Origin of the sequence: Paenarthrobacter sp. 22069 (assembly GCF_052046035.1) — a bacterium.
Lineage (GTDB): Bacteria > Actinomycetota > Actinomycetes > Actinomycetales > Micrococcaceae > Arthrobacter.
Genome location: NZ_JBQEQF010000013.1, coordinates 38,273 through 58,194, shown reverse-complemented (window position 1 = coordinate 58,194; position 19,922 = coordinate 38,273). Strand labels below are relative to the sequence as shown.

Here is a 19,922-nt window from a genome sequence, read left to right as displayed (position 1 = left end):
AACCTGGAGGCCCCTTACAGCTGCCCCAGGAAGGACACGGTGGCGGCCGCGATCTGCTGCTGGGCGGCCTGGCGGCTGATGCCCGGTTCGCCGTCGCCGGGCTGTGGGCCGTAGTCGCCGAAGAAGGCGTGTACTCCGCCACGGACAGCCGCAAATTCGGTGTCTGCGGGTAGCAGCTGCCGGGAGGCCTCGATCTTGGCAGGAGTGCTTAGCCCATCGTTGCCGCCGGACACGGACAGAACGGACAGTCCGTTTCGGTCCTGCAGAGAATCGATGGGGTAGGACGCGTACAGGACCAGGCCTTTGACGTCGGTGTTGTTGAGCGCAAAGGACGACGCGGACACCCCGCCCAGGGAGTGGCCGCCGACCGCCCACGTGGCGATGTCCGGGTTGTCCGCCATCGCGCCGCGGGCCTGGTTTCCGTCCAGCAGGCTGAGCCCCAGCGGTTCCTTCAGGATGACCACCCTGTACCCGGCCCCGACGGCCGGGGCAAGGATGTCCTGGTACGCGCGGACGTCCACCCGGGCGCCGGGGTAGAAGACGAGCCCCTTCGTCGTCGTGCCGCCCTCGGGTGACATGGTGATGGAGGTGGGAGTCTCGGTGACGGTGAGGTCGGATGCCGGCCCGGCCTCCGCCGCCGGCCCTGGCTGGTAGGCGAAGGGGTTGAGCCAGGCCAGCGCGGCGGTGAGCACCAGCACGGCCAGCCGGGCCGCCCAAGCTGCAACGGCCCGGACGCGGGAGCGGGGCCGGGGAGTGTCACGGCGGCGCCAGAGCTGGATTCCCCAGACGACGCCGGTAACGGCCGCCGCGAGCAGGATGCCCGGCAGCAGCGGGTGCCCGCCCAGGACAGCGGGGTTTCCCGCCAGCATCCACAGCGCGATGCCCGTCAGGGCGGCGGCGCAGACCGCAGATGCCCAGAAGAGGGCGGTGCGGCGCCTGGGCGGCGCGCTGGCCCGGCTGGCAGGTGAGGTCTCCATGGTTCCTGATCCTTCCATCCGGCGGCAGGATTTCAATGCCGGGCTGGCCTAGGCTGGCCGTATGCCCGAAAGGTTCCGGTACGACGTTGAGATCCTGCACCTGCTGGTGTCCCCCGCGCACGCCTATTTCGGCCGGGCCAGGGAGGGTGCCGCCGACGTCCCCACCACGGACGCGGACATGGTGGAGGTGGTGGCCGGCAAGGGCATCGTGGGCGACCGGTTCTTCGGCAAGGCAGCACACATGGATGCTGCGGTGACCCTGTTCGCCGTCGAGTCCCTGGAAGCCATCGCCGCCGAGTTGGGCGCGGCGCCGTTCGACCCCCTGCTGACCCGCCGGAATGTGGTGCTGCGCGGAGCCCAGCTGCCGCCGTTGCTGGGGCAGGACTTTGCGCTGGAATCCGGCGGGGACCTGGTGCGGTTCCACGGCGGCCGGCACGCCCAGCCCTGCGCCTGGATGAACGAAATGCTCGCCCCCGGCGCCCATCCGGCCATGCGCGGCCGCGGCGGCATCCGCTGCCGGGCCGTTTCCAGTGGATTCCTGCACCGCGGCCCTGCCGTGCTGGTCAGCCCGGTGCCGCTGGACCCTGCCCGGGCGGGCGAGCCGAGCCTGCTGCGCCCCTCCCGGCTGCCATAGCCAAGCGGACGACGGCGTCACGCACGGCACGCTTTCGGCCCACTTTGGGCGGGGAAGCCCCGGAAACCCGGGGACCCGCCGTCGGCCTTGCCCTCAAAGGCTGCCCGGCGTGACGCTCCCGCAGCCTACCTTTTCCGGTGGATCGACTTGTAGCTTAGGTAGGCGTTGAGGCCCTCGATCCCGTACTCGGTGCCCAGCCCGGAGTCGTGCCGGCCGCCGAACGGGGCGGAGTGGTTGGAGGCGAAGAAGTTCAGTCCCACCGATCCCGTGTCCATGCGGTCCGCCACGGCGAGCGCGGCGTCCTCGTCCCGGCCAAACACCAGGCCGCCCAGTCCGAACTCGGTGTTGTTCGCCAGTGCCACTGCCTCCTCGACGCTGCCGCCGGCGTCGTTGTATTTGAAGATGGTGATCACCGGCCCGAAGATCTCCTCCCGGGCTATCCGCATGTCCGGGGTGACGTCAGCGAACACCGTGGGCTCAATGAAGTAGCCGTCCTCCAGCCCTCCGGCCAGCGACGCAGCGCGTCCTCCGGTGGTGGCCCGGGCACCTTCAGCCAGCCCGGACTCGACGTATTCCATGACCGTCCGGTACTGCGCTTCGGTGGCGCAGGGGCCAAACACCGTGTCCGGATCCAGGGGGTCGCCCTGCTTCCCGGCGGCGATGGTGGCCGTGACCATGTCCACCACCTCGTCGTACCGGCTGGCCGGGGCCAGGATGCGGGTGGAGATGTAGCAGGTCTGCCCGGTGTTGCGCATGGAGGACTTGACCAGCACCCGGGACATGGCGTCCAGGTCCGCGTCCGGCAGCACGATCGCGCTGGACTTGCCGCCCAGCTCCAGCGTGACCGGGCGCAGCAGCTCACCGCAGGCGGCGGCGATCTTCCGGCCCACGGGCGTGGAGCCGGTGAATGCCACCTTGGCCACCCCGGGGTGCTTGACCAGGACGTCGCCCAGCCGGCCGGAGCCGGTGACCAGGTTGACGACGCCGGCGGGGACGCCTGCTGCAGCGATGGCATCGATAATGACCCGGATGGACAGCGGGGTAGGCGACGCCGGTTTGATCACCACGGTGCAGCCGGCCAGCAGCGCCGGTGCCAGCTTGATCATCACCAGGTTGATGGGAAAGTTCCACGGGGCGATCAGGGCGCAGACGCCCAGGGGATCGCGCCGCACCACGGATTCGCCGCCGCCGCGGGGGAAGGGACGGACGTCCTCCTGTTCCAGGTATCCGGCCAGGGTGGCGAAGTAGCGCAGGATCCCGGCGGCGTTGGCGGCGGCGCCTGAGGATTCGGCCACCGGGGATCCGTTCTCCCGCGAGTTGGTCAGGGAGAGTTCGTCGGCGCGCTTCTCCACTTCATCGGCGATCCGGAGCAGGTAGGCGGCCCGCTCGGACGGTGCCAGCCGGGGCCATTCGCCGTCGAAGGCCTTGTGGGCGGAGCCGACGGCGGCGTCCACGTCCTCCGGGGTGCCGTCCGGGACCGAGCCCCAGATTTCGCGGGTGGCGGGGTCGGTGACCGTGTTCCGGCCGGTGCCCCGGGACCGCTGCCAGGCGCCGTCGAAGTAGATGGTGTCCACGTGGGTGTGCGGCAGGGCAAGGCCGGACCGTGTGGCCAGGGCCGGTGCGTCATGCGTGGCGGAGCTCATCGGATCACCGCCGTCTTCAGCAGGGCGGTGGACCGGCAGAGGTCCGCGGTGGCCATCTCCAGGGCAGCCTCAGTGATGAGTTCCGGGATGATTTCGGCGGCCAGCCGGTCCGTGTAGGTGGCGGGATCCATTCCGAACCAGGATGAAGCCAGGGCGATGCCTGCGTGGTCGAACCGCCACAGCCTGTCGGCGTCACGCATCAGCGCGTCCTCCAGTGAGCGGGCCACGGGCCGGGTGTCGTGGCCGTCGATGATTGCGCAGACCTGGTCCACGAACCCGGGGGCGTAGCCCAGTCCGGGGAGGACCAGGCGGGCCACGTCGCAGCCCTGCTTCTCGTGCTCATAGCGGATGGTGGCCTTGCGCCAGTCCCCCGTAAAGCCTTCCGAGAGGATCCGGGACTCATCCACGTGGGCCCAGCCGGTATCGTGCAGCAGCGTGGCCACCCGCACCAGTTCGGCATCCGCGTCAGGGTAGGCGCGGCACAGCCGTTCGGCGAAAGCCAGGGAAATGGGCAGGTGGATGTCGTTGCCTCGGGTCCGGGTTTCGTGGACCACTGCCTTCCAGAGCGCATCGAGGGAATCCAGGGCCGCGGGGGTGCCGGCGATGGGGGTGGTGTCGACGGGTCCCGCGGCGGGAATGGGGCGGACGCTGAAGTCCGCGGCGAAAGCATCGGCTAGGGCGTCGCCGGTGTCAGGTCCGTTACCGGAGGCACCGGCGACGGTGCCGGGCTCTGCCGGGGCAAACGGCGTCTTGGGGGTGCTCATAATGCTCCTTCGGGTTGGCCGGCCTACTGTCTGGGTGCAGTTAGCTGTCCGTGGTGATGGTCTTGAGTTGGGTGCCGGGGTCAGCGGCGGCCTCGGCCGGAATGTTGAGGCCCTTGGCGAGCGCGTTCTTGACGGCCATGAAGTCCAGCGGCGCGTTGACGCAGTCCGCGGCGATGATGCGTCCTTGGCGGTAGTAGAGGACGCTGAATTTTCCGCGTTCCCGGTCGTTCCGGACCAAGGTCCGGTCGTAGCCGTTGCACAGGCCGGCGATCTGCAGCTTGAGGTCGGCCTGGTTGGACCAGAACCACGGGATTCCGGCGTACTCCTCGCGCCGTCCGGTCAGGGAATACGCGGCCACCTTGGCGTGCTCGATGGCGTTGTTGACGCTTTCCAGCCGGATCCGTTCCCCGGGCTCGGAGCCGGGAACGGGGTTGGGCATGTTGGCGACGTCCCCCACGGCCACCGTGGTGCCGTCGGAGGCCAGCGCGAACCGGTCCACCACCACGCCGTTGTCCACGGCCAGGCCCAGCTGTTCCGCCAGTTGGGTGTTGGGAATGACGCCGATGCCGATCAGGACGATCTGTGCCGGCAGTACCGACCCGTCCTGGAGCTCGACGGCGGCAACCCGGGTGCCGCCGTCGTCAGCGGTGAAGCGCGCCGCACTGGTGTTGAGCCGGATGTCGAGGCCGCGGGAGCGGTGGGCCTGCAGGAAGTATTCGGCTGTTTCCTCCCCGACGGCCCTGCCCACCAGCCGCGGCCCGAACTCGAGCACGGTGACATTTTTCCCCATCTTCTGCAGGCTGGACGCGGCCTCGAGGCCGATGAACCCGCCGCCGATCACCACCACATCCGTGGCGTCGCCCACTTTTGCCTTCAGGGCCAGGGCGTCGTCGGCGTTGCGGAGGTAGAGCACACCGTCCAGGCCACTGCCCTCGATCTCCAGTTTCCGGGCGCGGGCGCCTACGGTGAGGGCCAGCCGCTTGAACGGAAACTCCCGGCTCGAGGACGCATGTGCCACTCCGGAGCCGTCCGCTTCCTTGTCGATCCGGACGATGTATTCGCCCTTGACCAGGTCCACGTTGTGCTCGGCCCAGTAGTCGTTGGAGCGAAAGATGAGGGATTCGCTTTCCACGGTGCCCTGCAGGAACTCCTTTGACAGCGCCGGCCGCTGGTAGGGCCGGTGGTCCTCGTCCCCCAGCAGGGTGATGTGTTCGTCGAAGCCGAGCGCCCGGAGCGATACGGCCAGTTGCACGCCGGACTGGCTGGCGCCGATGATCAGGAGCCCGGTCCTGGTGGGGATCGTGGCCGTTCCGGCTTCCTGCTCCACTGCCTGCGTTCCCATGGCTACACCTGGGTTTCGGGGGTGGTGACGAACAGTTCGAGCTCCTCCGTCAGGCGGAGCTGGCAGGACAGCCGGGAGTTGTCCTCACGGTCCACGGCGGTGCCGTAGAGCATCTCGTCCTCCATGTCCTCCATGGCGGGCAGCTGCGAGGCGCAGTCCTCGCGGACGAAGACGTGGCAGGTGGCGCAGGACAGCGAACCGCCGCACTCGGCCACGATGCCGGGGACGCCGTTGCGCACCGCGGTTTCCATGACCGAATCGCCTGCATTGCCTTCGACGTCGCGGACGGTGCCTTCTGCGTCGGTGAAGTGAATCGTTGGCATTGTGGTCCTCCTTGCTTGAAGTTGGTTGGATGGGGGCGGGGGTGGCCGGTCAGATGAACTGCCGGCCGCCGTCCACCACCATGGTCTGGCCGGTGTAGTAGGAGCTGTCAGGCCCGGCCAGGAACAGGGCGGCGCCCACAATGTCCTCGGGCTGGCTGGCGCGTTTGATGGCCCCGCGGTCCACGCCGTAGTTCTCGGCGTTTTCCATGAGCCCATAGCTGGCTTCCGTGAGCGTGAAGCCGGGGGCGATCGCGTTCACCGTGATCCCCCGCCGGCCCAGTTCCTTGGCCATGACCCGGGTGAGTGCCACCACGCCGCCCTTGGAGGCGACGTAGTGCGCCCATTGCTCGGAGCCGCTGAAGATCGTGGCGCTGGAAAGGTTGATGACGCGTCCGCCTTCCCCGAGGTAGGGGCTCGCGGCACGGGTCACCAGCCAGGGTCCCTTGAGGTTGACGTTCATCACCAGGTCCCATTCGGCCGGATCGATGTCCTCGAAGCGGCTGCGGGTCACCCCCGCGTACACCGCCGCGTTGTTGAGGACGACGTCGATGCGTCCGTTTCCGAACTCCGCGCAGCTTGCGGCGAGCTGATCCGTGGAGTCGACGTCGGTCACGTCGGCGGCGAAGGCAGCGGCGTGGGCGCCCGCTTCACGGACCAGCTTGGCGGTCTGTTCGGCACCCTCGAGGTTGATGTCCGCCACCGCTACCCGGTATCCACGGCCGGCAAAACCGAGCGCGAACGCCCTGCCGAGCCCGCCCGCGGCGCCGGTGATAAGGACCGTCTTTTCGTTCATGTCTTCAGCGGAATATTCGCCTGAGGGCATGTCCTGATCAGACATGGCTGTGACTGTGGGCGCCGGGTCCGGCAACCACGAGGTCGTCCTCGGCGTCCAGGATCTGAACCGTGCCCTTGGTGCCGTCCACGCGGAGCCGCTGGCCGGTCTTGATGGTGGTGGACCCGGAGCCCGTGCCGGTGACGGCCGGCAGGCCGTATTCGCGGCACACGATCGCGGCGTGGCTCATCATGCCGCCGATGTCCGTGACCGTGGCGCTGATCTTGCCGAAGATGGGACCCCAGGACGGTGCCGTCACGGTGGCCACCAGGATTTCGCCCTGCTGCACCTCGGAGAGCTGGTCGGCGTCGGTGACCACGCGGGCCAGGCCTTCCACCACGCCGGGTGAGGCGGCCATGCCGCGCAGTCCGCCGCCTTCCACTTCTTCACCGGCTCCCAGCCACTGCTGGACCTGTTCGGTGGTGATGCCCCAGAGCATCCGGGTGAAGGGTTCGGTGATGGAGGCCGGCGGGGTGTTCAGGGCGGGCGCGGGGCGGGCGGTCTTGAGGGCGTCCACGATGCCGCGGCGGCGTTCGATCTCCTCGGGCCAGTAGTCGGGGCCGATGGGCTTGGCGCCCACGCCCCAGCCGGTGACCAGGTCGAAGAGGGCGTCGCGGACCTCATTGCGGCCCAGGTAGAGCAGGTCGTCCGGCTGGGTCCAGAAACCCTCGGCATGCATCATGCGGGAGAGTTCGCGGATCTTGCGCCAGAAGACGCCCATGGTCCAGTGCTCGATGTAGAAGTTGTGGTTCTCCACGTAGGGGTAGGCGGTGGCGGCGAGGCCGCGCTTGGCGTCGAAGACGGCCTGGTTGTCGCCTTCGAGGAGGTCCCGGTATTCCTCGATGATGCGGTCGCGTTCGGCGATGAGGGCATCGACGGGACGCATGATCTCCTGGCCTTCGTCCACGCGCCGGATGTAGTCGGCAATGTAGCCCAGCGGGATTTCCTGGTTCACGTTCCAGTACTTGTCGTGGCCGTAGAAGCCGTTGCCCACGGTGAAGTTGAACCACGGGTCCTTGGCACCTTCGTACTGGGCCAGCCAGCGGTCCCCGCCCGGGGCGGCGGCGATGGCACCCAAAGTAGCCTCGACGTCGTCCGTGTTTCCAAAGTGGGGCTGCAGGCCCAGCTCGACGGCGAGCTTGGCGAGCTGCTTGAGCTCGTCATCGGGGCGGAACAGTTCCATGTCCACGCCCTGGACCATGCTGGCGATCGACTGGTCCGGGATGTTGGGGAAGACCTGCTTGCAGAAGTTGAAGAAGTCCAGGTAGGCGATGTAACCCAGGTTGAGGAACTCGAAGTGGTACTGCCAGTTCTGGTAGGCCAGCTGGATGAGCCGGTCGTAGCTTTCCAGGAGCTTCTCGGAGCCGTCTTTGCCCTTGCCGGAGGTGATGTCCTCGAGCGGGACCATGTCCGGCAGCTTGGGGAAGGAGATGGTTTCCATCTCGGCGATGGTGCCCTTGACCTTGACGTGCCAGTCCTTGAGCAGCTGCTCCCAGTTCTGGAAGTAGTGGCCGACGCGCTGCTCGAACAGCGGCACGCGGGCGGCGATCTGGTCCTCCGGAACGGGAATGGGGGACATGTAGAGGTATCCCAGGTGGATGCGGAACTCGATGCCGTTGGCGTTGGGGATCATCAGGTGCCGGGCGTTGTACTGGCCCAGGCACTTGACCGCGAATTCGGCGCCGATGGTCTCGAAGGGCTTGAACACGGTGGGCCAGTGCTGGCTGTCGCAGAACCAGAACTTGGCGTCCTCCTGCTCCTTGAGCTTGTCCTGGAACACCAGGTAGTAGGGGTAGATCTTTTCCCAGCCTTCGGCCCCGGCGGGAACCGGCAGTTCGGAGGGCTTGGGGAACGACTTCATGGACATGGCGGTCCTTTCAGGAGGGCTCGGCGGTGAGCCTTGGTGGGGGTGAAGCCTCGGATGGGGGTCAGGCAGTCGGTTTGAGCGCGGGGGTGCTCAGTCCGGAGAAGTAGCCGCCGGTGACGACGGGCTGGGGTGCGGTCACCGGTGCGGGCTTGGAGGAGTGGACCGTCTCCGGCCGGGACTGCAGGAGGAGCAGGTTTTCGCCGTCGGGGAGGTCCGCGTCGAGGGCCCACTCAATGTCCTGCGGGCACTTGTAGTGCTTCTCGGCCCGCTTGGCCATCTGGGCGACGGCGGTGAGCTCGGCGTCGGTGAGGCTGCGGCGGCCCCGGCGTTCGTCGTCGACCTCGCGTTCAACCAGGCCCTTGGCGCCGGCGTCCGGGACCAGTTCGGCGTGCTTGTCGCCCAGGTGTTCGGTGACGACGGCGAGGGTCACCTTGTCCAGCACGATGTTGTCCGGGGTGACCTGGCCGGAGACCACCATCTCGCCCACGCCGTAGGAGGAATCGATGGTGATCTTGGACCGGTCGCCGTTGGTGGGGTCCATGGTGATCGCCACGCCGGAGACCTTCGAGTTGACCATCTTCTGCACCACTACGGCCATGGAGAGGCCTTCGTCGGGGATGCTGTTCTTGAGCCGGTAGATGATGGCGCGGGAGGTGTAGAGCGAAGCCCAGCACTGGCGGATGTGGTCGGTGACTGCCTTGACCCCGTCCAGCCAGAGGTAGGTGTCCTGCTGCCCGGCGAAGGACGCGTCCGGCAGGTCCTCGGCGGTGGCACTGGATCGCACTGCCACGGGGACGGGGGCGTCGAAGCGTCCCATCAGGGATTGGTAGGCGGCGATGGTCATGCTGCGCAGTTCTTCAGGCACGGGGCGGGAGCAGATGTCCTCGCGGATGGCTGCGGACACCTGGTCCACCTGCCGGGTATCCTCCGGGTCCAGGCCGGCGAGGAGTTCGTGGATCTTTGCCGTGATGCCGGCTTCGTCCATGAAGGCATCGAACTGCGCGGTGGTGACGACGAAGCCGGGCGGAACGGGCATGCCGGCGGAGGTCATGGTGACCAGGGACGCGCCCTTTCCGCCGAGGTTTTCAAGCTTCGGCTCGATGCCGCCGTCGAAGAACTGGACAAAATCGTTGCTGTGCATGGTGCTTAGGCCTTCCAGGTAACAGGAACGGTCTCGGGAACACGGAAGGAGAGGTTTTCGCGGAAGGCGATGTCCTCTGGGGCGTCGAGCTGCAGCCCGGGGGCGAGCCGGGCCACTTCCTCGAGCGCGATTTTTGCCTGGAGCTTGGCGAGCATGTTGCCCAGGCAGTAGTGGATGCCAAATCCGAAGGAAAGGTGCTCGCGGGCATTGGGCCGGGCGATGTCGAAGTCCTCGCCGGCGGTGAACTTGGTTTCATCGCGGTTGGCCGAGCCCATCAGGAGCAGCAACTGCGAGCCCTTCTCGATGGGAACGCCGCCCACCTCGGTGTCTTTCAGGGCCTTGCGGCGCCATCCGACGATGGAGCCGGCGAAGCGGAGGACCTCGTCGATGGCGGCGGGGATCTTCTTGGGATCCTCCACCAGCTGCTGCCACTGCTCCGGGCGCGCCAGGAGCTCCCGCAGGGCGTTGGAGATGAGGGTGGTGGTGGTCTCGTGGCCGGCGAAGAGCAGGCTGTACAGGACCGAGGCGATCTCGTGGTCCGAGATCTCGGCGCCGTCCTGCTGGGCCTTGACCAGGTCCGCGGTGAGGTTGTCGCCGCCCTGTTCGTGGGCCATCCGGACCAGGCGCAGGCATTCCTGCCAGTACTCCACCAGGTTGTGGGCGTGCGGGATCTGCTGTTCGTCGCTGAGGTCGCCCCAGGTCATGGCGGCGCGGGAGTCCGACCAGCGCTTGAACGTGTCCACCTGGGAAACGTCGGCCCCGATCAGGGTCAGGATGGTGATGGTGGGAACGTCGTAGGCCAGGTCCTTGACCAGGTCCCCGCGGCGTTCTTCGCGGGAAAGCATCTTTTCGAGCAGGTCCACCACGTTCTGCCGGATGAACGGTTCCAGGGCCTTGTACCGGCGGGGCGTGAAGGCCTTCTGCACCACGGCGCGGATGCGGGTGTGCTCCGGCGGACGGCGGGCGGACAGGCCGGAGTAGGCGGTGAACCCGCCGTCCTCCATGATCTTTTTCGCGGCGGGTCCCCGCTCCCGGACCGGGGCCTGGGCGTTCTCGCTGGAGAACGTTTCCCAATCCTCGAAGACGGCTTTGATGTCGTCGTAGCGGGAGACGACGTAAAGGCCGGTACGTTCATCGAACATCACAGGCTGCTCGGCTCGGAGTTCTGCGTAGGCGGTGAAGGGATCCTTCATCTGGAAGGGTTCGTAGCCGTGGTGTCCGGCGGGGGCTTCGGCGCCGTACCCGAAAGGACAGCGGCCAGCCGTTTCTGTCGACGATGACATGGTGACTCCTGGTGATTTTGGCTCCGTCCGGCGCCTAAGGGCGGCGGGGGTTCTTAGTGACCAGTGTGGTCCACATCACCGGGCAGGGACAGCGCCGGCTTCCACTGGACGGAAACGAATGGTCTCAGCCGCGGGGTCCTTTATGGACGCCGATCAGTGTCTCCAGGGGGATGCGTGCTGTGGCCTTTTCGATTTGGGCCGATATGCCCTTGAGGACGGGAAGGTACCTGGTCATGGTGGACGCCTGGGCGGTGGGCAGCACCAGGCCGATGGCGGCGCCAATACGGCCTGTATGGAACACCGGGACCGCAATGGAGCACGAGCCAAGCCGCACTTCCTCGAGGGTGGTGGCGTAGCCCTGCGCGTGGATGTCCGCCAGCTCGGCGCTGAATTTCTGCGGGTCGATGTGGGTGTGGGCGGTGGCGCGTTCCAGGTCCCGGTGCAGGTAGGCGTCGCGCACCCAGTCGTCTTCGAACGCCAGAATGACTTTTCCAACGGCGGTGGCGTGCATGGGCAGGCGGCCGCCCACCCGGGATGCGCGGGGCACGCGCTTGGAGCCGTAGACCCGGTCGATGTACAGGACCTCATTGCCGGCCCGGATGGCCAGGTGTGCCGTCTCGCCGGTCAGCGAGAACAGGTCCTGGATGTAGGGGTGGGCGGCATCGCGCAGCTGGCGGCCGGTGTTCTGCGCCAGCTCCCACAGCCGGATGCCCAGCTGATAGCGGCCGTTCGGTTCCCGCGACAGGAATCCCCAGTCGGTCAGTTCGTTCACCAGGCGGTGCGCGGTGCTGAGTGGGAGCCCGGATTTGTCCGCGATGTCGGTCAGGCTCAGGGCGCCGCGGGACGTCTCGAAAGCTTCAAGGATGGACAGCACTTTGGACGTCACGGTCCGTCCGGGGTCGCGGCTGCCGCCGGCCATGGGGGCCTCCTCGCTCCTGGCGCTGGGCCCAGGGTGCCGGCAGCGTCCGGAAAGAGTCTAAGCGCGGGAACGGCTCCGCGCCGGTTTCCGGGTCAGCCAAGCAGGCGTTGCCGCTGCGGCCAGAGGGTGACCGATTCCAGTGCCGACAGCGCCCGCGCCATGGCCTGCGCCTCCGCGGTGAACAGGTGGCCGTGCACGCGCTGGGAGCACAGCCGCAGGGCCTGTCCACGGTCCAGCCCGAACCAGTCCATGACGGTGTCGATGCCGTGCGGGCTGAGGCGCCAGGTTTTGTCCGCGTCCTTGACGATTGCGTCCTCAATGGAGAGGGCCTCCCGCCGGGAATCGTGGCCGTCGATGATGTTCAGGATGGCGGGGATCCTGGTGCGGTCATAACGGCACTCCGCGAGGATGTCCGCGGCCAGGCGCGCCCCCTCCTTTTCGTGCAGCAGCACCAGGTCCGGCCTGCCGCCGCCCGGCGCAATGGCCGCCAGGACGTCGCCGGGCGGGACCTGTGACCAGCCGATGTCGTGCAGCAGGATGGCAGGGAGCACGACGGCGGCGTCCGCGTCCGGGTGGGCGTCCAGCAGGGCGCGGGCCAGGCCGAAGGCGTACAGGGTATGGGCGTCGTTGTCCCGGATCGTCAAGTACGGCGCGGCGAGTTCCCAGATCCCGGCCAGTGGCGGTTCCAGCGCGATGACCCCGGCTGGGTTCGGCTCGATCCCGGAGGCAACAGCGTCGGCGTCGAGGCCCGAATGGTTGGCGGCGGGCTGCAGCTTCGTCATCCCTCCAGCCTGCCCGGCGGCCGGACGGCTGGCAACGGCGGCTTCTGTCCAGCGGAACCGGGTGCTGTGCCGGACGACGGCGTCACGCACGGCACGCTTTCGGCCCACCTCGGGCGGGGGTGCCCAGGAAAGCCGGGACACCGCCGTCGGCCTTGCGCTCAAAGGCTGCCGGCGTGACTCTCCTACGTCCTAAGGTCACATGATGGCGGTGGCGTTGGCCGGTGACCCGGTGCCGCCCGTGATGTTCAGCGGTTTGATGGTGATGAAGGCGTCCCACTGGCCGGTGGCCCGCATATGCCGTGCGACTGGACCCAATTTCCACAGCTCACCAAGGGGCATGCCGAGTTTGGCCAGGAGTTGCTGGTGCATCATGCCGTGGTCGTTGAACGCGGACTCCCGGTAGGGGCTCCCCGGGACGGCGGGGAGGCATTCGAAGGCAAAGTTGTCTGCGGCGATCACGGCAAACTGGCTGTCCCATGCCCAGGCCACGAACCCCTGCGACTGCGCCACGCCCGTTGCCTTCCGGCTCTCACGGAGCCGCTGCTTCTCCTCCGGATCCAGTGCGAGGAACCATTCGCACCATCCTGTGTGGAGCATGAGGAGGTCGCCGGGACGGGTGGTCAGGGACTGGGACTCCATGGCTGAATGGATCAGGTCAAGGCCCAGCGGTTCCCCGGCTTCGTGGTCGATGGGCTCCCCCATGCCGTTCCGGAAACCGTCGAGGTCCACCAGGACGCCCCGGCCCGCGATGGGGTGTTCAGCCCATTCCTGGACGCCGAGGTCCGGCGTGCCTTCGGTGATCAGCTCATCTGCGGTGCCGTTGTAGAACCCGACGTCGTCAGCCCGCCGGTGCCGGAGCCCGTCGATCTGGCTCGAGCCCTGAAGGTAATAGCCGTCGAGGTAGTCGTCCCGGTGGGCGGGATGGGAGGAGTAGATGGAGTGCCGGGGGGCGCTGCGCTTGAGCGACATGCCGGGGTCAAAGGCATCGGCCGGATAGTCCAGGCCGAACACTGTCCCGGTCCTGATGCTGTTTTTGGCTTCCCGGACCGCGCCGGGAGTGATGAAGGACGGCGTGCCCCGCTCCGGCTCCGGAAAGAGTCCCCAGGAGGTACCAGACAGTGCACCGTCCCTGTCGAGGAGGTCGGCGAACGGGGGAACCGTGATGTCATCGGTCACCGGGACTGTGCCTCCTGCCGGCGCTGCAACTGCTCTTTTGGGCGCCTGTAACTGAGCAGGAACCCGGCCACAGCGCACACGGACGCTGCGATACAAATCGGCGGCTTGATGGCGGTATTGAAAAACTCCAGCCACGCATTTTGCCCGGCCAGCAGTCCAACGGCCTGCCCGGCCACGAAGAGGACGCCGCCAATCAGGAGCGCTCCAAGCGTGCTGACGAAAAGGATTTCGGCGGTCTTTTGAAGGGTCTTCATTGCGGTTCCTTAGATGGGCAGGAGGCCGAGGATGATCAGGACGCCAATGACCAGGAGGGGCAGGGCATAGTGGGTGAGCAGGCGGCCAAAGGTCTTGATGGGGTTGACGTCCGCGATTCCGCAGGCGACATAGAGCGGTGCCCCGCCGGGTGGGACTGCGGCTTCGCAGGACGAGAAAACCAGGACGGCGACGGCGGCGGTGGTTGCCGGCACCCCGGCGGCAACGAGGGCGGCGACGCCGACGGTTCCGACGGCGGCCATGGTGGCCGTGGCGGAAAGCGGGGCCGCCACGGCGATGACGATCAGCCCGATCAGGATGGCGAGCAGCCAGAGCGGCAGGTTCATCCCGTTCAGCAGGGCCGTCATTTGCTTTGGGAGGCCGGTGGCCGCCAGCGCGTTGGCCCCGGCGAAGGCAAAGACCACGGTGACGCCCACAATTCCGAATCGGGGCGCCGAGTTGTGCAGCAGCTCCCCCCAGCCCCGGGCGCTGCGCGGCAGCTGTCTCCGGCCCAGCAATGCGCCTGTCAAGAGCAGGACCACGGGGATCCACACGATGACGCTGACCGACTTGCTGACATCACCTCCGGTCCACTCGGAGAGTGCCGTGGTGAGGAAACCTGACGTTATGACCAGCGGGATGGCCACAACGACGAACAGCAGGAGGGTGGCCCAGCCTCGGTCAAAGGCTTTGCGGACGGCCATCCGGTGGGCGGCATCCAACGGGGACATTCCACTCTTCCCGATCAGCAGCCACGTGACGATCAGCCTGTGCAGGAAGCACCAGAGCCCGCCGAACAGCAGGGGCATGACCAGTTCGTTGACATTCAGCAGGGGTCCCACTGTGGCCGACCCGACCAGCACGAACATGGAGGCGCTGAACGGGAAGGTAATCCCCATGCCGGCGTTGCCGGCGACAAGCGTTGCGGCCGAGGGCTTGTCGAGCTTGGATTTTTCCATCCAGGGGATGGTGACGGATCCGACCGTGGCGGCAATTGCGGCCTGGTTGTGGACCACTCCGCCAAGGCCTGCCGACGCCACAGTTGAGACCCAGGCCGGCCCACCCTTGAGGCCGCCAATCAACGAATTGAGCAGGTCGATCAGCCGGTCCAGGACGCCGGCCTTGTCCAGCAGGTAGCCCATGAAGACGAAAGCCATGCCATCCGATTTGCCCTGCGGCGGCACCGGTGAAGGGAAGTACGACGAGGAAGCCAAGGATCATCGCTTCCCCGACGCTGCGCTTGATCAGGGTCGTCCAGAGCAGGATGACGGCCAGATAGGCTCCAAGTGCCCAGATGCCGATCATGCTGCTGCTCCTGACGGCGGGATGCCGGTTGCTGTGGAAATCATGTGTTGCCCTGTTCCTGATTGTGCCCGACTGCGCGGTCAGCGCAAGGCTGGCTCCGTGGCCTGGGCCATGCGGGCCAGGGCCGTGGCGGAGGCGGTGGTCATTTCAGCGGGAACACCCAGGTCCGTGAGGTAGCTGGCGGTGTCCTGCATCTCCTTGGACCGGCGGACGGCGTGCTTCGCGCTGCCGGTAAGGAACCTGTCGATGACCGCCTGGCCATCGCCGGCCAGCTGCCGCGCGATCTGGGTGCGGATCCATTCCTCCAAGCCGGCTGCCCGGCCGGCCGTGACGGCTTCCACCACCACGGAGGCCAGGCCCTTCATCAGGATGCTGCGCAGCAGCTTGTGCGCCATGGCCGCCCCCGGCCCGCCGTCGGCGATTTCCACCTGGACGCCCAGCGGGTCCAGCAGTCCGGCGACGGCCTGGGCACCGGGGCCGCTTACCATCAGGGGCGTCTTCTCCCCCAGCGCCGACACGGGCCCGAGGATGGCGACGTCGGCGAAAGCGGCTTTGGAGGGCAGCTGTCCGAGCTCCTTCATGACGGCGGGCGACGAGGAGGTGAAGTCTGCGTAGACGCTGCCGGCGGCCAGGACCGGCAGGCACTCCTCCGCCACGCTTCGCGCGGCGGCCGCCCCGGTCATCACCAGGACGATCCCGGCGCCTTCGCAGGCAGCTGCAGCGGTTGCGGCGCGGGTGACGCCCGCAGGGGTTGTGGGGGCCACTGGGTCGAAACCTGTGACTTGGTGGCCGGCAGCGGTCAGGGCTGCGGCGTAGGTGGCTCCGGCTTCACCGAGGCCAATAACAGTGCATGCTGTCATGGTTGTTGGTCCTTTTTCTCTAGGAGCGTGCGGCGACGATGGCCTGGCGGCGGCTGGTCTCGTCGGCGAATACTGCTTCCGCAGCTTCTGCGACGGCGGCGGCCTGCTCCCGGGGGACGACCACCACGCCGTCGGAGTCACCGACAATGACATCGCCGGGCAGGACGGGAACGCCGCCGAAGGCGACGGCAGTTTCCAGCCTGAAGGGGCCGTCCTTGTAGGGGCCGGCGGGCGAAGTAGCCCGTGCAAAGACCGGCATGCCGATCTCACCCAGCGCCTCGGCGTCGCGCGCTGCTCCGTCCAGCGCGAAGCCCGCGACGCCGAGGTTGATGGCGCACTCTCCGATCAGTTCACCAAGGAGGGCGCGGGATTCATCTGCGCCGCCCGCGACCACGATGACATCTCCGGGATGGGCCAGCTGCAGGGCGGCATGGATGCCCTTGTTGTCGCCGGGACGGGTCCACACGGTGAACGCCGGTCCGGCCATCTTCGCCCCGGGCCACACGGCCTGGATGGCGGAGTCCGCGACGCCGAGCCTGTCCATGGCGTCACCGATATTGGCAGCGGGGAGCTTGGCGAGGCGGTCCACGATCCCCTGGTCAGGGCGGGCAAAGTCGGCGCTGGTGTCAATGGCTCGAGTTGTCATGGTCGGTTCCTTAGGGGATGGAGAGGTCAGTCTTTTTTCTGGACAAGCGGAAGGACCTTCTTGAAGTCGTCTTCCTGGCCTGCCCAGAACTTCTGGTAGTCGGTGCCGTTGAGGTAGCTGGTCTGAAGGCCCAGGTCGTTCATCTTCTGCACCACCGCGGGGTCCTCGATGGCCTTCTCGATGGCGGCTTCGAGCTTCTTGGCCACGTCAGCCGGCAGCCCCGCGGGAGCGGAGTAGCCGCGCGCCGTTCCCGCGGTCAGGTCGTAGCCGGATTCCTTGAACGTGGGGATCTCCGGCAGCGAGGGGGCGCGGTCCCCGGACATGACGCCCAGCACCCGTGCCTTGCCCTGCTTGCTGAGGTCGTTCACGTCGCTGACGTTTGCCACGAGGACGTCCACGTGCTTGCCCAGGAACGCGGTGGTTGCCTGCGAGGCCCCCTCGGAGAAGTGGACCGGCGCGAACTCCGAGCCGGTGCTTTCCTGGATCTGGGCCAGGGCGAAGTGTTCGCCGGTCTGGATGCCGGTGGTGCTGGCGGTCAGTGACTTCGGCTTGGCCTTGACCGCTTCCAGCAACTCCTTCAGCGTCTGGTACGGGCTGTCCGGCTGGACGGCGATAACGGTGGGGTCGATCACCTGCCGGCCCAGCGGCTGGAAGCTGTCCCTGGTGTACTTCGCGCCGCGGGCAGGATCCAGGGGTGAGACCACCACCGAGGGGGATCCGGTGGCGCCGATGGTGTAGCCGTCCGGCTTGGCGCTCGTCAGGGCCGTGTAGCCGATCTGGCCGCCGGCGCCTGGCTTGTTGATGACCTCAACGTTGGTGCCGAGCTCCTTTTCGAGGACCGGCTGGATGAGCCTGGCGGCGGTGTCCACCGCGCCGCCCGACGAGAAGGCGACGATCAGGTCGATTGACTTGCCTTTCTTGGGGAAGTCGCCGGCGGCTGCGGCGGAGTTGCTGGCTCCGGCGTTGGCGCCGCAGCCGGTGAGGGCGAGGAGGGAGGCAGCTGCGACGGCTGCGAAGATTTTCTTGCGGGACATGGGTCTTCTCCTTTGAAGTGGTGCGGGTGTGCGGTTTAGGTGGAGGTCAGGCTTCGGGGTCCTCCATGAGGGCCTTGGGTTTACGGAGTTTGAGGAGCGGGCTGCAAATGATGAGCAGGCCAATGCCGATCAGCACGGCCGAGATGGGCCGGCTGGTGAACACAGTGAAGTCGCCCTGGGATATCTCCAGCGATTCGCGCAGGGAGCGTTCCATCAGCGGCCCCAGCACCAGGGTGAGCACCATCGGAGCCAGGGGAATGTCGAGGTTCCGAAGTGCCAGGCCAAGCAGGCCGAACCCGATCATGACGTAGACGTCGAAGACGCTGAAGTTGATGGTGTAGGCCCCGATGACCATGAACACGAGGATCACTGCGGTCAGGATCGGGGTGGGCACGCGGAGGATGGAGGTCCACAGTCCCACGAGCGGGACGTTCAGCAGCAGCAGGAGGACGTTTCCGATGAAGAGACTGGCGATGATGGCCCAGGCGATCTCCGAGTGTTCCGTGAACAGGCTGGGTCCCGGGGTGAGTCCCTGCTGGAGGAAGGCGCCCATCAGCACGGCGATGGTGGGCGAGGCGGGGATGCCAAGGGTGAACAGCGGGATGAGGGCAGCGTTGGCGTGGGCATTGTTGGCGGTCTCCGGACCGGCGACGCCCTCGACGGCCCCCTTGCCGAGTTCATGGCGGAACCGGGAGAACCTCTTCTCCGTGGCGTAGGAAAGGAGCGAGGACACGGAGCCGGTCATGCCGGGAATGAGGCCCAGGCCGAAGCCGACGCCGGTGCCGCGGGCCATGGCGGGTGCACTGCGGCGCCACTCCGTCCTGGATGGGAACAGCTGCCGGAAACCGGGGGCATGCACCACCGGGGTGGGCTCATTCCGGCGGAAGGAGAGGATTTCGGAGAGCCCGAAGACGCCGACGATGACGGCGACGAAGCTGACCCCGTCCATCAGGTTGTCGATGCCAAAGGTGAAGCGCGGCGCTCCAGCCACGGGATCGATGCCCACCATGGAGATCAGCAGGCCCAGGGCGCCGGAGATCAGGGCCTTGACCATGGACTTTCCAGCCAATGCGACCAGCAGTGAGATGCCAACCACCATGAGCGCGAAGAATTCGGGCGGCCCGACCAGCAGGCCCATCTCGCCGAGTGGCTTGGCAGCGGCGACCAAGCCGACGGTGGCGATGGTGCCGCCGATGAAAGAGCCGACGGCGGCCAGCGTCAGCGCCGCTCCGGCCCTCCCCATCTTTGTCATGGCATAGCCGTCGATGGTGGTGATGGCTGAGGAGGCTTCGCCGGGAGTGTTCAGCAGGACGCTGGTGATGGTTCCGCCGTACTGGGTGCCGTAGAAGATGGCACACAGCATGATGATGGACCCGGCTGGGTCGAGGTTGAGCGTCAGCGGGATCAGCAGGGCCACTCCCGCGACGGGTCCGACGCCGGGCAGGACGCCGATGATGGTGCCGAGCAGGCAGCCGAGGAAGGCAAACAGCAGGTTTTGCCAGGTCATGGCGGTGGCAAAGCCGCCGAGCAGTTCGTTGAGGGTTTCCATGCCTAGAGTCCGATCAGGTTCAGCGGAGTAAATGCCGAGACGGGAAGGGCCACGTTCAGGCCGTAATTGAAGGCGTAGAAGGCGCCGACGCTTCCCGCCAGGGAAATGATCAGTGATGGCATCCATGCCCGGCGTCCCCGGATTTTCAAGTGGTAGAGCAGGAACGCGAACATGCTCAGCTGGAAGCCCAGCAGGTCCATCACGGACGCCAGGATGACCAGGCTGGCCACGACGGAGATGACCACCCCCTTGTCCACGCCCTCGCCCCTGGCGCTAGGCCTGCGGAGTTCCTGGAGGAGCCAGACTGCCGACATCGCCACCAGGAGCGTTCCCATCGCGAAGGGGAACAGCCCGGCACCAGGGCCGAGGGACGTCCAGAGGCCCAGGCTGACCGAGCTGACCAGGACATAGATGCCGACCGCGGCGAAGGCGCCGATTCCCGCCAGCACGCTGGGGGCGACCCGAAGGGTGCTCCCTGCTTTGGTCGTGACTGACTCCGTTGTCATGAGTTTCCTTTTCACAGCGTGGCGTTTCATTTCACAGAATGAAACTATATTGCGTACTGAGAAATAGTGACAGGAGACACAGGGACT

General features: G+C 67.1%; 19 protein-coding genes and 1 pseudogene. 1 reads left to right on the top strand and 19 read right to left on the bottom strand.

Going from position 1 to position 19,922, the window contains the following annotated elements; translation table 11 throughout:
- Window positions 1-14 precede the first annotated feature (14 nt).
- On the bottom strand, window positions 15-977 hold the full coding sequence (locus ACTJK0_RS12180; RefSeq protein ID WP_440745338.1) for an alpha/beta hydrolase: 963 nt from the start codon (window positions 975-977) through the stop codon (window positions 15-17).
- A 61-nt stretch (window positions 978-1,038) separates the two neighbouring features.
- On the opposite strand from ACTJK0_RS12180, the gene ACTJK0_RS12175 reads away from it, so the two are divergent.
- Window positions 1,039-1,611, top strand: coding sequence for an MOSC domain-containing protein (locus ACTJK0_RS12175; protein WP_440745337.1), 573 nt, complete (start codon window positions 1,039-1,041; stop codon window positions 1,609-1,611).
- A 125-nt stretch (window positions 1,612-1,736) separates the two neighbouring features.
- On the opposite strand, the gene ACTJK0_RS12170 is transcribed toward ACTJK0_RS12175, so the two are convergent.
- From ACTJK0_RS12170 to ACTJK0_RS12085, 18 genes and pseudogenes are all read right to left on the bottom strand, one after another.
- Entirely contained in the window at window positions 1,737-3,254 is a 1,518-nt protein-coding gene (locus tag ACTJK0_RS12170; RefSeq protein WP_440745336.1) for an aldehyde dehydrogenase family protein, read from the bottom strand.
- Window positions 3,251-4,018, bottom strand: coding sequence for an HD domain-containing protein (locus ACTJK0_RS12165; RefSeq protein WP_440745335.1), 768 nt, complete (start codon window positions 4,016-4,018; stop codon window positions 3,251-3,253). Before ACTJK0_RS12165 ends, ACTJK0_RS12170 begins: the two co-directional genes overlap by 4 nt.
- Before the next feature lie 40 nt (window positions 4,019-4,058).
- Window positions 4,059-5,360 (bottom strand): NAD(P)/FAD-dependent oxidoreductase, encoded by a 1,302-nt coding sequence (locus tag ACTJK0_RS12160; RefSeq protein WP_440745334.1) that lies wholly within the window; start codon window positions 5,358-5,360, stop codon window positions 4,059-4,061.
- Between the two features lie 2 nt (window positions 5,361-5,362).
- On the bottom strand, window positions 5,363-5,683 hold the full coding sequence (locus tag ACTJK0_RS12155; RefSeq protein ID WP_440745333.1) for a 2Fe-2S iron-sulfur cluster-binding protein: 321 nt from the start codon (window positions 5,681-5,683) through the stop codon (window positions 5,363-5,365).
- A 49-nt stretch (window positions 5,684-5,732) separates the two neighbouring features.
- Window positions 5,733-6,521 carry an SDR family NAD(P)-dependent oxidoreductase gene (locus ACTJK0_RS12150; protein WP_440745332.1) on the bottom strand — a complete coding sequence of 263 codons (789 nt, stop codon included), beginning with the start codon at window positions 6,519-6,521 and terminating at the stop codon, window positions 5,733-5,735.
- Window positions 6,514-8,382, bottom strand: coding sequence for a PEP-utilizing enzyme (locus ACTJK0_RS12145; RefSeq protein WP_440745331.1), 1,869 nt, complete (start codon window positions 8,380-8,382; stop codon window positions 6,514-6,516). The genes ACTJK0_RS12150 and ACTJK0_RS12145 overlap by 8 nt, the downstream gene beginning before the upstream one ends.
- A 61-nt stretch (window positions 8,383-8,443) precedes the next feature.
- Window positions 8,444-9,523, bottom strand: coding sequence for a PEP/pyruvate-binding domain-containing protein (locus ACTJK0_RS12140; protein WP_440745330.1), 1,080 nt, complete (start codon window positions 9,521-9,523; stop codon window positions 8,444-8,446).
- A 5-nt stretch (window positions 9,524-9,528) separates the two neighbouring features.
- Window positions 9,529-10,806: a cytochrome P450 gene (locus tag ACTJK0_RS12135; RefSeq protein WP_110542210.1), complete on the bottom strand. Its 1,278-nt coding sequence runs from the start codon at window positions 10,804-10,806 to the stop codon at window positions 9,529-9,531.
- A 124-nt stretch (window positions 10,807-10,930) separates the two neighbouring features.
- Window positions 10,931-11,725, bottom strand: coding sequence for an IclR family transcriptional regulator (locus ACTJK0_RS12130; RefSeq protein WP_440745329.1), 795 nt, complete (start codon window positions 11,723-11,725; stop codon window positions 10,931-10,933).
- 92 nt (window positions 11,726-11,817) lie between these two features.
- The gene (locus tag ACTJK0_RS12125) at window positions 11,818-12,507 is read right to left on the bottom strand and encodes an HD domain-containing protein (RefSeq protein ID WP_110542531.1); all 690 of its coding nucleotides are present in this window, start codon (window positions 12,505-12,507) and stop codon (window positions 11,818-11,820) included.
- A gap of 195 nt (window positions 12,508-12,702) precedes the next feature.
- A complete protein-coding gene (locus ACTJK0_RS12120) occupies window positions 12,703-13,683 on the bottom strand; it encodes a cyclase family protein (protein ID WP_110542208.1) in 981 nt (326 codons plus the stop codon).
- Window positions 13,680-13,937, bottom strand: a complete 258-nt coding sequence (locus ACTJK0_RS12115; RefSeq protein WP_110542207.1) for a hypothetical protein — start codon at window positions 13,935-13,937, stop codon at window positions 13,680-13,682. The genes ACTJK0_RS12120 and ACTJK0_RS12115 overlap by 4 nt, the downstream gene beginning before the upstream one ends.
- A gap of 9 nt (window positions 13,938-13,946) precedes the next feature.
- Window positions 13,947-15,240, bottom strand: a pseudogene (locus tag ACTJK0_RS12110) (TRAP transporter large permease subunit).
- A gap of 80 nt (window positions 15,241-15,320) precedes the next feature.
- Window positions 15,321-16,100: a DUF1932 domain-containing protein gene (locus tag ACTJK0_RS12105; RefSeq protein ID WP_440745328.1), complete on the bottom strand. Its 780-nt coding sequence runs from the start codon at window positions 16,098-16,100 to the stop codon at window positions 15,321-15,323.
- Window positions 16,101-16,119: 19 nt separating this feature from the next.
- Window positions 16,120-16,746 (bottom strand): methyltransferase, encoded by a 627-nt coding sequence (locus tag ACTJK0_RS12100; RefSeq protein ID WP_440745327.1) that lies wholly within the window; start codon window positions 16,744-16,746, stop codon window positions 16,120-16,122.
- A 26-nt stretch (window positions 16,747-16,772) separates the two neighbouring features.
- Window positions 16,773-17,780, bottom strand: coding sequence for a tripartite tricarboxylate transporter substrate binding protein (locus tag ACTJK0_RS12095; RefSeq protein ID WP_440745326.1), 1,008 nt, complete (start codon window positions 17,778-17,780; stop codon window positions 16,773-16,775).
- A gap of 46 nt (window positions 17,781-17,826) precedes the next feature.
- Entirely contained in the window at window positions 17,827-19,329 is a 1,503-nt protein-coding gene (locus ACTJK0_RS12090; RefSeq protein ID WP_440745325.1) for a tripartite tricarboxylate transporter permease, read from the bottom strand.
- Between the two features lie 2 nt (window positions 19,330-19,331).
- Window positions 19,332-19,835, bottom strand: coding sequence for a tripartite tricarboxylate transporter TctB family protein (locus ACTJK0_RS12085; RefSeq protein WP_440745324.1), 504 nt, complete (start codon window positions 19,833-19,835; stop codon window positions 19,332-19,334).
- Window positions 19,836-19,922: the final 87 nt, after the last annotated feature.